Genomic DNA, 13,254 nt, shown 5'->3' on the forward strand with positions numbered 1-13,254 from the left:
ATTTATCTCCTTGTGAGGGCTGCAGTATCATTGCGATCAAAATTAGAAAACAGACATGAAAACGGATACTCGTTTTCCATAATCGGAAAAAGCATGCAAAAAGACTTCAACTGGGACGATACGCGCGTGTTTCTGGCCATTGTTCGCGCGGGTACGCTAAGTGGCGCAGCAGAGGCGCTGAAGATAGGCATTGCAACCGCGTCAAGACGCCTTGACCGGCTTGAGGCGTCCCTGTCCGTTCCGCTTTTCAGCCGACATCAGAGCGGTTATCGGCTAACCGATGATGGCGAAGCGCTGCTGGAGCGAGCTGAAGCCTTTGAATTGGCGGGACACGCTTTCAGCGAGTCGGCGCAGCGTCAGGGCCAGATTGCCGGGCTTGTCCGTCTGGCAACCTCAGAAAATCTGGCCACCCATTTTATTCTGCCTTCGCTGAAAGCGTTGCTTGAAAGGTCTCCCGAGCTGCGGGTAGAGGTGTTGAGTGGCGTCCAGTCGGTAAATCTGCATCGCAGGGACGCCGATATGGCCATTCGTATGGTCAAGCCTGATGTGGGGAATCTGACCATCAGGCGGTTGGGCACCGTGGGTTTTGGGTTATACGGTGCCCCCTCCTACCTCGAAAAGATACAGATGAGTGAGACGCACTATGTGGGTTGGTCTGAAACACACCAGCACTTGCCTGCCGCACGCTGGATAACCCGGAGGCTGCGCGGTAAACCCTGTCGGTTAGAGGCAAACACACTGCGGGCACAGGTATCCGCCATTTCAGAAGGGTTGGGGCTGGGAGTCTTACCCCATTTTATGGCTCGGGACAAAGGGCTCTGCTGCCTCGATCCCGATCTGGGTGTGGATCAATCCTTGTGGCTGGTCATGCATTCGGACCTGGTCAGCTCAAGACGCGTGAGAGCCTTCGCCGATCATCTCATTGCGCTGTTTGAGGTGAGCAAAGATCGCCTGATGATGCCGTGAAAACAGGCGTAATCCGCGTGTTTAACCAAGGTGAGCACGCGTGATGCCCCCGCCCTGAGGCGGCGGCCCACACTGCTGCCATCAAGTACGAATCCGCAAGCGCGCTTCGATCATATCCGCCACCTTGGTCACCACATAGGCGATGACCATGTAAAACAGCGCGGCAATCAGGAAGGCTTCCAGGTAGTAGAAATTCAGCGCGGCGGTGAGCTGCGCCTGGGCAAAAATGTCCACCACTTCAATGGCAAACGCCAGCGAGAGCGCTTTCATGATCACCATAAAGGCGTTCGCCAAATCGGGAATTGCCGCCACGATAATCTGCGGAAACATCACCCGGCGAAACAGCTGCCCGCCGCTGTAGCCCAGCGACAACGCGGCGTCAGACTGACCGCTGTCAAACGAGTTAAGCGCCCCTTTCCACACTTCGGCCTGAAAGGCCGCCACGCAGGCGCTGAGCGCCACCACGATAATCACCCAATTGGGCAACAGGTGGGCATTAATCTGCACGCCCAGCAGCGTTGCCAGACCGTGCAATCCCGCAGGCAATCCGTAGTAGGCAAGGAAAATCACCACCACCATCGGCACGCCTTTGAAAGCCACTTTATAGGCGATCACCAGCTGGCGCAGCACCGGCAGGCGGCGATGCTCAATAAATGCAAACAGCCCGCCGAGCAGCGTGGAGCAGATAAAAATGGTCACCGCCATCAGCAACGTAACCGGAACGGCATCGAGAATGCTCCAGAAATCCGGTAGCAGAACGTCCGCATCAAACATGGTTTTCTCCTTGCGATCACACGCCGGTAAAGGTCACGCGCGTGGCTGATTTCGCACTGTATTTCGCGTGCCGTTGTTCAAAGAAGCGGATAATCAGCCAGGCCACCAGACACAGCAGTGAATAGAGCACCGCCAGCACCAGGTAAGTACCAAATTGATACTGGTTATAGTCACGCTCCATGATCAGGTGCGCGGTCGCCATTACGTCAGCCGCACCGATGTACATCACCAGCGCCACGTTATGAATGAGATAGATAATCGCATTGCCGTAGCCGGGCAGCGCAAAATGCACCGCCTGCGGGCCGACGATGCGCAGCAATTTTTGGCGAAAGCTGTAGCCCATGCTGTCGGCCGCGTCGTGCTGGCCGCGCTCCACGGCCAGATAGGCCGGTCGCATCACTTCCGACAGGTAGCCGCCGTGATACAGGCTCAAGCCAATCATCGCCGCGACGTTGGCGGTGAAGATGTCGCTCAGGCCGAAACGATCGACGATCAGGGGCAGGCCGTAAAATGCCACAAACAGCTGTAGCACCACCGGCACGCTTCGCGCGTAAGAGACATAAAGATCGGCCAACTGGCTGAGCAGTACGATACGGCGCACGCGAAACAGCGTGGCGATCAGCGCCAACACAAAGCCGACCAGCATAGCGACCAACATTATGCCGAGCGTCAGCGGCAGCGCTGACAACAATTCGGGAATCATGGCGGTGAGATTCACGATAAAACACTCCTGCTAACGGTGACAGCAGACGCCGCGACCCGCGCGGCGCCGTAAATCCCTTACTTCATATATTGAGTGACATCTTCGCCAAACCACTTCTGCGATAGCTTATCCAGCGTACCGTCGCTCTTCAGCTCTTTCAGTGCGCGGGCAATGTCGTCGTTGAGCGCCTGATTGTCCGCCGAGCGATGGATCAGCACATAGGTGTTATTAACCGCCACCGGCTCGCTGGCTTTGATCGCCAGTTTCTGGTTATCGATCACCGTCTGTTCGCCGAGATTTGACGGCAGGATCAGCGCGTCATATTTGCCGTTCTGCACTTCTTTCAAACGATCCGGATAGGGGACGCCTGCGCTGGAGGCTTTGATGTCGATCTTGTCGCTGGGATTGTCCTGCTGCCACTGCATCACAAACTTGTAAACGCCGCCGCCTGCGGTAACCGGCACGATTTTTTTGCCAACCAGATCCTTCATGCCATTAATCGCGCTATCGCTGCGGCTGTAGATCTTCATCAGACTGGCGCCCATTGGGGCATCCGGGATCAGGAACTGTTTGCTGCGCGCTGGCGCTTTGTAATAACCACCGGTGGCCATGTCATATTTCCCGGTCGCCAGCCCGGTTTCCTGGGCGATATCCGCTGCGCCTTCCATCACGAACTTATACTGCGGCAGCTTGGCGTTAATGGCTTTGAGCACGTCGGGCTCATAGCCCTGCGGCTCGTGACCGATCGCGCCCCAGGAGAGCGGTTTGGACTCGGCAGCGGTGGCAATTTTTATGGTGCGCACCGCGTCAGCGACGCTGCTGCCGCTAAACAGGGCCAGTGCGATGATGCCGGGCGCGGCCAGGCGACGTAAGGTGGTTTTGAGTGCAGGCATGTCTTTGCTTCCTTTTATGATTAGAAGACGCGTTCTGAATTGAGGAACTGTGCAAGGCGCGGCAGGGTTGGGTGGTCAAATATCTCTGTCGGGCTGCCCTGCGCGGCCACGACGCCCTGATCCATAAATACAATGCGATTTGAGACGCTTTTAGCGAACTGCATTTCATGCGTTACCAGCAGCGAGGTGATCCCGGACGAGGTGACGTCTTTGATCACTTTCAGCACCTCGCCTACCAATTCGGGATCGAGCGACGACGTCGGCTCATCAAACAGCATCACATCCGGGCGTACCGCCAGGGCGCGCGCAATGCCGGTGCGCTGTAACTGACCGCCAGAAAGCTGGGAGGGATAGTGATCGCATTTTGCGCCCAGCCCCACCCGCTCCAGCTCCTGCAGGGCGATCGTCCGCGCCTCGGCTTTGCTTTTGCCCTGGATCACCCGCAGCGGATCCATGACGTTTTCCAGCACCGTCATGTTTTTAAAGACGTTGAACTGCTGAAATACCATGGCGGTGCGTAGGCGGATCGCCTGGATCGCCGCCTTATTCGGCGCGGCATAATCCATGTGGATCTGATCGAGCTGGATGGTGCCTGCGGAGGGTTTCGCCAGCGCGTTAATGCAGCGCAGTAGCGTGGTTTTGCCCGTGCCGCTTGGCCCAATGATCGACACCACATCGCCACGTTTGACCGACAAATTGACGCCTTTCAGGATGGGATTATCGCCATAGGCGAGCGTGATATTGTTGAGCTCTAACATCGTTCGCGCCCTTATTTGTTCAGGTCGGCATGGCCGAGCACGTGCATGAGACGGTTGGCCCAGCCAAAAATGGCAATGGCGTGGATAAGGTCGAGAATTTCCGCGTCATCCATACCTTCGGCGCGTAACGCGGCGATATCCTCCGGCGTCGCCTCCGACGGCGTGACCGACAGACGGCGTGCGAAGCGATAGATCGCCGCGTCGCGGGACGACAGCGCGTCCGCACGGTCAAAATAAATTGCGCTGACCACGGCATCACTGCCCGCCAGCTGCGCATGGCGCCGCGCGTGCACCACCGCGCAGTAGCGGCAGCCGTTGACGATTGACGCACCCAGCGCGCCCAGCTCGCGATCGGCGCGATCGAGCCCGCCTTCCACATACATAATCGCGTTGAACAACACGGTACGTGCGGTGTAACTCTCGGGATCGTGCACCAGCGTGCGCACATATTCGGAGATTTTCTTGTTCGACGGCGTGACTTTCATCGCTTCGCGCTGTGCGGGGGTGGCGTCATCCACCTCAACCGGGGCGATCCACGGGTGCCAATGCAGCGGTTTGAGATTAACGGACGGAATCATGCGGACCTCAACAGGCGAAGACCCGCAGTGACGCGCGTCTGAAAATTCACAAAGGCCACCAGCTCTGAGAGCGCCACAATCTGTGGATGGCTAAAGCCCGCCTGCTCCAGCAGGCGAATATGCTGCTCCGTGGCCTGCGTCGGGTTCAGCGTGACCCAGTCGGCGTGACGCGCCAGCGTTGCCAGTGGCTCATCCGAGACCGGCTCGCCCGCCGCCAGCGCCAGCAGCGCCGCGCTGGGCTGATGCGCCGCCAGCTGTGTCTGGTAATCCTGCACCAAGGCGGCATCGCGGTTAAGCAGGGCCATGCGCTGCGCCAGCGCCAGACGCACGTCCGTGGATAAGCCTTGATCCGTCTCCGGCGTCAGCACCGAGGCCTGGCACTGTGCTGCGCCCTCGACAAATTCAGGCCGCAGGCGGCGCGTCTGGTAAAGCGCATCGTCTGGCGCCAGTCCGGCGGCTTTATCAATAGCGTCACTCACAACGCATTCTCCTGTTTCAGTAACGGGGTGGAATCAACCCATTCATCGCCCTGTAATTCAGGGGTGTCGAACGCCTCTAAACGGGCGTAGTGCTGCTCAACGTCCTCAGCAAACAGCGAGGCGGTAATCCCACGCACCAGGCGTTCTGCCCCGGCGCTCACGGCGGGGATATCGCCGGATACTTTGCCGTGCGTCAGCATCGCCGCATCGTTAAAGCAGTGGATGTGCGCCAGCATCGGGCAGGCGCCCGCTACCCGCTCGCGAAACTCAAAGGTCGGGCCCAGATCCGGCGCGTCGATCATGCCCGGCCGGGGCGCGCCCATTTCCGGCTGCCAGCGCCCATCCGCCCAGGTGCGAATGTGCGGCGCGAGCTCGGCGAATTCGGACCGACCGTGGAAGTTGTTGGTAAAACCGGTGGCGGCAATCAGATAGTCGTAGCGCAGCGGTCCTTGAGTGGTATCCAGCAGCAGCCCCTGCGGCTCCTGCGTGACGCCCTTGATGGCGCAGTCCAGCAGGAAGCGCGCGTTGGCATGACGCGAGACGCGCAGCGTTGACGCGCGCGGCGGCGGCGTTTGCGTGGTGGCGGTGTAAGCGACAAATTTCCACTTCCACGCGTCTGGCAGATGATGCATGCCATGCACCACGCCCTGGCTGCCGATACCGGTCATTTTGTTGATGCGCGGCATCGCTTTGCGGCGGATCAGCAGATCCACCCCCGCTGCGCCCTGCTCCAGCGCCGTGGCGGCGTTGTCCATTGAGGATGCGCCAGCGCCAATGACCGCGACGCGCTTACCGCGCAGCGCGGTGAAATCGATGTCATCGGCGGAGTGCGCCCAAAATTGCCGATCGATGCCCTGCAAGAAGGCGGGCACCGCCACGCCGCCCAGTCCAGAACGGCCGGTGGCCAGCACCAGACGTCGCGTATAAATGCGTCCGGTCTCTGCGCCGTCGAGATCCAGCGCAATCAGATCATCCGCCTGGCTAATCTGGCTGACGCGGACGTCATTACGCACCGGCAGATTGAGCACGCGACGATACCAAATGAGATAATCCATCCACTGCGCTTTGGGAATTTTGTCCAACGCGTCCCACGCCGCGCGGCCCCACTGCGCGGTAAACCATGCGCGAAAGGTGAGCTGCGGCAATCCCAGCGCCGGACCGTGCAGGCTTTTCGGCGAGCGCAGCGTTTCCATCCGCGCAAAGGTCACCCATGGTCCCTCTTTGCCAGCGGGTGCCGCATCGTAGGCAACGACGTTGCTGATGCCGGTGAGGGTGAGCTTTGCCAGTGCCGCCAGTCCGCACATGCCCGCGCCAATGACCACCACATCGCGCACGGCGCGGCCCTGGTACTGACGTTCAGGTACCCAAGGTTTAGCCGGGAGTTCAAGGTACTCCAAATCCTGCTGAAGCTGCGCTTCGAGCGCCGCGAGGCCATTGGCTGCATTGGTCATAGCAATTTCCCTGAGGGTGGATACGTCGGCATGCACGCACGCATGACGTGCAGCAGCCGAGCCGTTTCAACCATTCAATTAACACATACTAAAAGATTAATTATTTACACCGCGCATAATGGCGCCGAAGTTTTCGCATAATCCTCCCGCCCCGTCAGCGAGTCAATCGCTGCGCTCAGCTTTTAACCAATGGATTTCTTATATGTTATGCAGGAATTGTTATAAGAGGGATGCCGCAGGCAGCGGCTCGGTGCTTTTCCGCTAGCACGGTGCTGCTTTCGTTCGCCACAGGCTGTGGCAGGTGCCTTTGCCGCGTTGCGGCGACCGAGCAGAGGGCGCCAGGCCGCGCCCTCTGCACTCCCCGGCCCTGCGCCAGCCCCGCTCGCCGCTGCGCGGTGCCTTCACTCCCTCAGCCTTCCTGACGGACCGGCGTCGATTCGCTCCTGCTCAACGCCGCCTCTCGCGGCATCCATGCCGCTCGCCCTGGAAGGCCTCCTTCGTTCAGCGAGTGGGGATGGCGCTTCACCCCCCCGCTGTGGGTCTTTTATTTTTTGCAGCGACCACGTGGCGGTAAAGCTTTTAAGTTGCGTCCGGCCCGAGTTGCTTCGAGCAAGACCCTTTTTGTCTTCTGTCTTTCCAGCCAGCCACTGTCTTCGCAGACCCGTTTACGGCCAACCAGACAACACCAGACAAAAAACAGAAAAAGGCTCTTAAAGGCGAGGTTTGTGGCGCCATCCGGAGCGCCGAACGGAGCGTGACGGCCAGGACGAAGCGGCAGGGATGCCGCTGAGAGCGCGGTATGAGCCAGGGATGGCGAATCCGCGCGGTCCGTGAGGCTGGCGCGGCGGAGTGAGGGAACAGCGGAGGCTGGCGCAGGGCGCGGATTGCAAAGGGCCGCGCCCATCGGCCCTTTGCCCGTACGCCGCAGCGGGGCGGCTGGAACTCCCGCAGGGTTAGCGGGCGGAACCTGCTCAGTGTGTACTGCATACCGGCATAGCGGGCCGGAACCCGCCCAGGGTTCAGTAAAGACCGGCAATGCGGGCCGGACTCCCGCTGTATACGGTGCTCAATCTTGATTGATCGAACGCATGACGCGGTGATGCTCACTGCCGGGCAACTGTATGAAGCCGGGCAGCAGATCCGCGGCTGCACTTGCCAGCGCGTCGATAAGCGCATGCGTGGCGTGGGAGAGCTGGCGGCCCTGCGGGGTGATCACGCCGAAGAAATAGGGGATCGCCTCCTGCAAAGGACGGATCGCCACGCCCGCGAGCGGCATGCCCCACGCGGTGACAGGTTCAAGGATCGCCACACCGAGTCCCGCGCGCACACAGCCTAAAATATTGGCGGACGAGTTGGTCTCAATGCTCTCGAGCAGCGGCGCCTTGACCTTTTTCAGCGCCTTCTCGTAGCGTCCGCGCAGCCGCTGCGGGCTCCAGGGGGCGATCAGCCGACGTCCGGCCAGTTGGCTCAGCGACAGCGTGTCATGCTGCGCGAGCGCATCGTCCTCAGCCAACGCCGCCACGCAGTGTGACTGCCCGATCCAGTGCACATCCACAGCATGGTGTTCCAGCGGCAGACTACAGAGCCCGAGATCGGCTTCGGCGGTGATCACCGCATGCGCAGTTTGCTCCGCAGAATCACTAAGGATCTGCACCCGATTGGTCAGGTTCAGCCGCGCCAACGCCTGCGGCAGTAACCCCGCCGCCAGCGCCGGGGTGGCTGCAATGCTCAAAGGTCGGTGCTGCTGATCGGCGATTTCCTGGGCGCGCAGACGGATTTGCTGCAAAGAGAGCAGCGCCTTTTGCACGTATTGATGCAGCTGCAAGGCTTGTTCCGAGGGATGAATACGCGGCCCGTTGCGGATAAACAGCGGGTAGCCCAGCGACTGTTCCAGTTCCTGGATCAGGCGTGATACGGCCGGTTGCGAACGGTTAAGCGCTTTCGCCGCCGCCGTTACGCTGCCCGCAGAAATCACCGCCGAGAACGCTTCCAGCTGGCGTAAATCGAGATCGTTTAACAGAGTCATGACGTGCTTTTTTTCCCTGGTCGCTGTTCGCCCCCGCCAAAAGAGCGGGAAAAACATCATAGAGAGAGTCGCGCCATTTAGCTATCGGTTCACCCTGTCTCAGGTCGCTGAACAAGGCATAAAAAAACCCGTTGCTGCCACGCAGAAACGGGTTTTTAACAGACAAGTACGATCAGGCTTTTTTATGCGTTTTTTTGCTGCCAGCTTCAGCTCCGGTGATCGGGTCGATCTGCGGATCGGAGGCCGTTCTGGCCGCCAGCGCCTCAACGCTTTTCCGCTGCTCGTCCGGCAGAATAATACTGGCCAAGCCATCACCGCCGTCCACCGCTGGCTGCGGATCGGCGACATAATCGAAGTTTTCGTCCGAATTCCAGCTGCCGCGAACCTCGTTGCCTTCCGACATGTTGTAATAGGTGTGCGCATACTGTTCGATAGGCGGCAGTTTTCCGGGTGGGAAATTGTCGCGAATGGCATACAGCGCCTTTTCGAACGAGAGCTGGTGCGCCGCTTCACGCGTCATCAGGAAGCCAAGCGCATCTTTGACACCCACGTCATCGGTCACGTTGATTAAGCGCTCGTAAATAATCTTGGCGCGCGCTTCCGCCGCCACGTTTGAACGCAAATCAGCGGTGACTTCCCCGATGGTGTCGATATACGCCGCAGTCCAGGGCACGCCGCCCGAATTGGTCAGCGGCGGACCGCCACCGTAGAGAATCGAGGTCAGATGGCTATCATTGCCCGCACCGGTAATGGAGCGATAGAGCTCGCCTTCTTTCTCGGTGCCCTCTGCCAGCTCGCCTTTGGCGCCTTTGTTGAGCATGCCCACCAGCGATCCGATGATCTCAAGGTGGCTCAGCTCTTCGGTCGCGATATCCATCAGCATGTCGCGGCGACCGATATCCTCATCGCCCAAGCCTTGGGTAAAATAGCGCATGGCTGCTGCCAGTTCGCCCTGTGGGCCACCAAACTGCTCCAGCAGCAGGTTCGCCAGGCCGGGGTTCGGTTCACTCACGCGCACCGTATACTGCAATTTTTTTACGTGTCGGAACATTGCTCACCTCAAAAATGCGTTGTTACACAGCAAGGCGCGTTAGCGTTTCGCCTGCGCGTCAGGATCTTCGCTGCGCAACAAGAATTGGCTGGTCAGTTCAGGCAGATGCTCAAGCATCCATTTCGCCATCTCTTTTTCCTGCTCACAAATCTGCTTCAACACCGGGACGCTTTCGCTATCGCCTGCGCGCTCGGCAGCGCTCATCAAGCTGGTGTAACTGGCCAGTTCGAAATTTTCGAAGACATAGCCCGCAATCGCGCCTTTGATGACCTCGTCTTCAGCAAACGCGCCACCAAACGCCTGGCCCATCGCCGCCATCTTGCCCATGACATCTTTAACGCTGGAGTGCGAGATATCATGGCGATCGAGAATCACTTCCAGCTTTGATTGCTGATCGCGCGTCTCGTGGATGTGCTGCTCAATACGCGCTTTGAGCTGCGGATAATTCTCCAGGCGGCTCGCCATCTGTTCGAGCATGGTTTCGGCTTGTTTTTCCATCGCATGCGCATCGCGCAGCCAGTCGTGATAGTGCGACATTGCAGGGGTCGTCGACATTGCTGTCTCCTTATTGCTTCTTGGCAATAACAGTGAGTTTTTCGTCCGTGGATTTTTCTTCCGCCAGCGTTTCCGCCAGCAGTCGTGCCGCGTCGTTTAACTTAAGCTTTTTCGCCATGGCGACCAGCGTGCCGTAAGTCGCAATTTCATAGTGCTCCACTTTTTGTGCGGCCCCTATCAGTCCGGCATCGCGGACCTCACCGGCCTCGGTGGATTCAATTAATTCCTGCGCCTCTTCGACCAAGCCTTCCAGCGCATGGCACTTCATGCGCATAATGCGCAGCTCGTCATGGCTCTCTACCACTTGATCCAGACGTTCGATTTGGCCCCGCGTCTCTTCAAGGTGCTGCTGAAACGCATTTTTAAGGCTTTCATCCGACGCAGCCCGCGCCATTTTCGGCAGCGCACGTGTGATTTGCTTCTCTGCGCTATATACGTCTGACAGGTCATGAATGAAGAGATCGAGTAATGTTTTTACTTTCATGATATTTTTCCGTAAATAGACTTAGCGAAAACGTGCAGTTAATTAAAATGAAAGACAGCACGTCGCAGGACGCGGTGATGCGTTCATTTTAAAAAATTACAGGTAATAAATAACTGGCGAGCGTCCGCTGCCCAATGAAATTATTCCTTTAATGGCAAATCAAGAACCGCGATTGCTGTTCTGTCCGCCTTTTTTGCCAGCTTCAGATGCCTTTTCGCGGTCGTTTTTAAAATTACCGCCGCTATTTTGGCCACCTTTTTTGCCCGCTTCAGATGCTTTCTGTTTGTCCTCGGCGAAGTTACCTGAACCGCCTCTATGCTCAGTCATATTCATTTCCTCTTAAAAGATTGAATTAACATGACAGCTGACTAACGTCATGCACGTGTTACCTACTTAAGGGTAATAGCGATCTCTTTTCTCGCAAGCGTGGCGGCTATTTTTATTTAAAAATCACACCGCCTCGCTAATATAAAATTTACCCGCCACGCTTATTTACTGCCTGTTTATCAAGCAGTGAATAGACGTGTTTCGCTTATTTCATACGTTAGGCGTGATTTATGACGTTAATATTTTATACAGCTCGCTCACGGCATGGTGCGTGGCCTTGTGCATGACTTCCTGGCTTTCGCCATCGAACCATTTGTGGCAGGTACGGATACTGTCATCGGGCAGGCCCCAGGCGAACCACACCGTGCCGGCCGGGGTGCCATCTTCGCCCCCGTCCGGCCCCGCATAGCCACTGACCGCGATGCTGACGGCGTCCCCTGAGCACGCTTTGGCACCGCGTGCCATTTCGCTTACCGCCGCTTCGCTCACGGCCGTATGATTAGTAAGTGTTTGCTCACTAACACCCAAGACGCGGTGTTTGGCCGCATAGGTATAGGTGATGAACCCGCAGCTATAGAACTGGCTGCTGTTGCTTACCGCAGCCAGCGCCTCCCCAACCCAGCCTGCCGTACAAGACTCTGCCGTGGTCAGCGTGAGCTGCCGCTCCAGTAAAAATGCGCCCAGCTGGCTGGCCACCTCATTGAGTTCACGTTGCATTATTCTCTCCTGTTCATTGCCTTAAATAATGAAAAAAGCGTAGCGGGCCAGAATATAAGCTAAGCGACAATCCACGTACCCAGCCTGATTTCCCATTGCTTTTCCCGCTGCATCATTGCTTCATTACGACGCAGTATAGAATTAAATTAGCCTGAATCTTTCGACCGTAATATAAGCGCACCGTAAAAAAAACGCTTAAATCCCCTTCTGCTTTCGGGGCCGCGCAATATATCGCCCGGTACAATGCGCGCTTTATTTCTCGCAGACTTATACTGATAGCGTTAAAAACGGGAAGCACACCTATGAAACGCGATGAATTTACCAGCCGAACGTATCCGGTTAAAGAGGATATGCGCTGGCAGAAAAAAGAGAGCACCCTCCAGCGGCTGGGACAATATCTGCTTATCATGGTGGTGATTATGGGTGCAGCCGGACTCTTTTCCAAAGGCTGGTTAAGCGACCGTATTATCACGGCAAAGGAAGACGCTTTTAGCGTTAAATATGAACGCTTTGGCCGAGTAAAAAGCAACATGGCCATGGTGATCAACACCGCGGTCGTAAAGCACCCTCGTTTCAGCGTGACGCTCACCAGCGATGCGCTGGACGAGATGCAAATTCAGACGCTCCAGCCGCAGCCGCTGGAGGCCTGGAGTACTGGCAATCAGCTCACGCTGCTGTTCTCTTCGCATGACGTCGCCGGACACGCGATTTGGCTGGGGGTGCAGCCGCAATCCGCTGGCAAAATTACCCTGCGAGTGAGCCTCGATGCTTTGCAGCCCGTGGTCATTTCACAGTGGATATATCCCTGACAGGAGGCGCAATGGAAACGGTATGGCGCGCAGCCAGCATCTATTTTTTGCTGATGGTCCTGTTTAAGATCGCAGGCAGACGCACGCTCCTTCAGATGACGTCGTTCGATCTGATCTTATTGCTGATCATCAGCGAGGCCACGCAACAAGCCCTGCTGGGCGATGACTTCTCGGTAACGGGCGCGGCCTTAACCATTATTACGCTGGTTACCATCGATATTGTGTTGGGCAAAATGAAAAATCGGTTTCCACGCCTGGAACAGCTCACCGAAGGTGGCCCTGTTATTCTGGTCGAGCACGGTGAGGCACTCATGCAGCGGATGAAGATGGCCGGTGTCAATATCGATGACGTGCTGGAATCAGCCCGTGCGTCGCAAGGCCTGGAGCGGCTCGATCAGATTAAATACGCGATACTGGAAGTGAATGGGCAAATCTCTATTATTCCGGCAGACGAAAAATAACGCGCTGGCACTGGCGGTTATTTCATCAACTTACCCTGAGCCAGCTTTTTATTCAGGCATTGCCCCACCGAAAAGCGCCGATAGCAGCAAATCATTCCTTCTGGGTGGCGTGACTGTTATCACAAAAAAAGAAACATATAGACTTATACGACATCAGGCAGCTTGTACAAATATTCATTTTTCTTTCGCTAAATTATTTGGTTATAAGCGCAGCGTGAGGCT

Annotated in this window: 16 protein-coding genes; 3 read left to right on the forward strand and 13 right to left on the reverse strand. The window is 57.3% G+C overall.

Going from position 1 to position 13,254, the window contains the following annotated elements; all coding sequences use genetic code 11:
* The first annotated feature begins 93 nt into the window (after positions 1–93).
* Positions 94–966 (forward strand): LysR family transcriptional regulator, encoded by an 873-nt coding sequence (locus LU196_RS07080; RefSeq protein WP_232758602.1) that lies wholly within the window; start codon positions 94–96, stop codon positions 964–966.
* A gap of 81 nt (positions 967–1,047) precedes the next feature.
* Here LU196_RS07080 and LU196_RS07085 read toward each other — a convergent pair whose 3' ends face one another.
* The 13 genes from LU196_RS07085 to LU196_RS07145 all read right to left on the reverse strand — a co-directional run bounded on the left by LU196_RS07085 (position 1,048) and on the right by LU196_RS07145 (position 11,762).
* Positions 1,048–1,740 (reverse strand): amino acid ABC transporter permease, encoded by a 693-nt coding sequence (locus LU196_RS07085; protein WP_232758601.1) that lies wholly within the window; start codon positions 1,738–1,740, stop codon positions 1,048–1,050.
* Positions 1,741–1,756: 16 nt separating this feature from the next.
* The gene (locus LU196_RS07090) at positions 1,757–2,443 is read right to left on the reverse strand and encodes an amino acid ABC transporter permease (RefSeq protein WP_232758902.1); all 687 of its coding nucleotides are present in this window, start codon (positions 2,441–2,443) and stop codon (positions 1,757–1,759) included.
* A 77-nt stretch (positions 2,444–2,520) separates the two neighbouring features.
* Positions 2,521–3,336 carry a transporter substrate-binding domain-containing protein gene (locus tag LU196_RS07095; RefSeq protein WP_232758599.1) on the reverse strand — a complete coding sequence of 272 codons (816 nt, stop codon included), beginning with the start codon at positions 3,334–3,336 and terminating at the stop codon, positions 2,521–2,523.
* 20 nt (positions 3,337–3,356) lie between these two features.
* Entirely contained in the window at positions 3,357–4,094 is a 738-nt protein-coding gene (locus tag LU196_RS07100; protein WP_232758597.1) for an amino acid ABC transporter ATP-binding protein, read from the reverse strand.
* Positions 4,095–4,105: 11 nt separating this feature from the next.
* Complete coding sequence (locus LU196_RS07105) at positions 4,106–4,672, reverse strand: peroxidase-related enzyme (protein WP_232758595.1); 567 nt, start codon at positions 4,670–4,672, stop codon at positions 4,106–4,108.
* Positions 4,669–5,151: a hypothetical protein gene (locus LU196_RS07110; protein ID WP_232758594.1), complete on the reverse strand. Its 483-nt coding sequence runs from the start codon at positions 5,149–5,151 to the stop codon at positions 4,669–4,671. The genes LU196_RS07105 and LU196_RS07110 overlap by 4 nt, the downstream gene beginning before the upstream one ends.
* Positions 5,148–6,602 (reverse strand): NAD(P)-binding domain-containing protein, encoded by a 1,455-nt coding sequence (locus LU196_RS07115; RefSeq protein WP_232758593.1) that lies wholly within the window; start codon positions 6,600–6,602, stop codon positions 5,148–5,150. Before LU196_RS07115 ends, LU196_RS07110 begins: the two co-directional genes overlap by 4 nt.
* 1,066 nt (positions 6,603–7,668) lie before the next feature.
* Positions 7,669–8,628: a LysR family transcriptional regulator gene (locus tag LU196_RS07120; protein WP_232758592.1), complete on the reverse strand. Its 960-nt coding sequence runs from the start codon at positions 8,626–8,628 to the stop codon at positions 7,669–7,671.
* A gap of 172 nt (positions 8,629–8,800) precedes the next feature.
* Positions 8,801–9,679, reverse strand: coding sequence for a manganese catalase family protein (locus LU196_RS07125; RefSeq protein WP_232758591.1), 879 nt, complete (start codon positions 9,677–9,679; stop codon positions 8,801–8,803).
* Positions 9,680–9,718: 39 nt separating this feature from the next.
* On the reverse strand, positions 9,719–10,234 hold the full coding sequence (locus LU196_RS07130) for a ferritin-like domain-containing protein (protein WP_232758590.1): 516 nt from the start codon (positions 10,232–10,234) through the stop codon (positions 9,719–9,721).
* Between the two features lie 10 nt (positions 10,235–10,244).
* Positions 10,245–10,718: a ferritin-like domain-containing protein gene (locus LU196_RS07135; protein WP_232758589.1), complete on the reverse strand. Its 474-nt coding sequence runs from the start codon at positions 10,716–10,718 to the stop codon at positions 10,245–10,247.
* A 159-nt stretch (positions 10,719–10,877) separates the two neighbouring features.
* Positions 10,878–11,045: a general stress protein gene (locus tag LU196_RS07140; protein ID WP_232758900.1), complete on the reverse strand. Its 168-nt coding sequence runs from the start codon at positions 11,043–11,045 to the stop codon at positions 10,878–10,880.
* Between the two features lie 228 nt (positions 11,046–11,273).
* Positions 11,274–11,762, reverse strand: coding sequence for a CinA family protein (locus LU196_RS07145; RefSeq protein ID WP_232758588.1), 489 nt, complete (start codon positions 11,760–11,762; stop codon positions 11,274–11,276).
* Between the two features lie 302 nt (positions 11,763–12,064).
* Between LU196_RS07145 and LU196_RS07150 the strand changes: the two genes are divergently transcribed.
* Entirely contained in the window at positions 12,065–12,571 is a 507-nt protein-coding gene (locus LU196_RS07150; RefSeq protein ID WP_232758587.1) for a hypothetical protein, read from the forward strand.
* 11 nt (positions 12,572–12,582) lie between these two features.
* Entirely contained in the window at positions 12,583–13,032 is a 450-nt protein-coding gene (locus LU196_RS07155; RefSeq protein WP_232758586.1) for a DUF421 domain-containing protein, read from the forward strand.
* Positions 13,033–13,254: the final 222 nt, after the last annotated feature.

It is taken from the genome of Pantoea sp. Mb-10 (assembly GCF_021272205.1).
Lineage (GTDB): Bacteria > Pseudomonadota > Gammaproteobacteria > Enterobacterales > Enterobacteriaceae > Pantoea.

Excerpts from the sequence above, each read along its gene's own strand:
- LU196_RS07130 (WP_232758590.1), bottom strand. The coding sequence starts at position 10,234 with ATGTCGACGACCCCTGCAATGTCGCACTATCACGACTGGCTGCGCGAT.
- LU196_RS07145 (WP_232758588.1), bottom strand. The coding sequence starts at position 11,762 with ATGCAACGTGAACTCAATGAGGTGGCCAGCCAGCTGGGCGCATTTTTA.
- LU196_RS07120 (WP_232758592.1), bottom strand. The coding sequence starts at position 8,628 with ATGACTCTGTTAAACGATCTCGATTTACGCCAGCTGGAAGCGTTCTCG.
- LU196_RS07105 (WP_232758595.1), bottom strand. The coding sequence starts at position 4,672 with ATGATTCCGTCCGTTAATCTCAAACCGCTGCATTGGCACCCGTGGATC.
- LU196_RS07080 (WP_232758602.1), top strand. The coding sequence starts at position 94 with ATGCAAAAAGACTTCAACTGGGACGATACGCGCGTGTTTCTGGCCATT.
- LU196_RS07115 (WP_232758593.1), bottom strand. The coding sequence starts at position 6,602 with ATGACCAATGCAGCCAATGGCCTCGCGGCGCTCGAAGCGCAGCTTCAG.
- LU196_RS07090 (WP_232758902.1), bottom strand. The coding sequence starts at position 2,443 with ATGATTCCCGAATTGTTGTCAGCGCTGCCGCTGACGCTCGGCATAATG.
- LU196_RS07155 (WP_232758586.1), top strand. The coding sequence starts at position 12,583 with ATGGAAACGGTATGGCGCGCAGCCAGCATCTATTTTTTGCTGATGGTC.
- LU196_RS07150 (WP_232758587.1), top strand. The coding sequence starts at position 12,065 with ATGAAACGCGATGAATTTACCAGCCGAACGTATCCGGTTAAAGAGGAT.
- LU196_RS07125 (WP_232758591.1), bottom strand. The coding sequence starts at position 9,679 with ATGTTCCGACACGTAAAAAAATTGCAGTATACGGTGCGCGTGAGTGAA.
- LU196_RS07085 (WP_232758601.1), bottom strand. The coding sequence starts at position 1,740 with ATGTTTGATGCGGACGTTCTGCTACCGGATTTCTGGAGCATTCTCGAT.
- LU196_RS07100 (WP_232758597.1), bottom strand. The coding sequence starts at position 4,094 with ATGTTAGAGCTCAACAATATCACGCTCGCCTATGGCGATAATCCCATC.
- LU196_RS07135 (WP_232758589.1), bottom strand. The coding sequence starts at position 10,718 with ATGAAAGTAAAAACATTACTCGATCTCTTCATTCATGACCTGTCAGAC.
- LU196_RS07140 (WP_232758900.1), bottom strand. The coding sequence starts at position 11,045 with ATGACTGAGCATAGAGGCGGTTCAGGTAACTTCGCCGAGGACAAACAG.
- LU196_RS07095 (WP_232758599.1), bottom strand. The coding sequence starts at position 3,336 with ATGCCTGCACTCAAAACCACCTTACGTCGCCTGGCCGCGCCCGGCATC.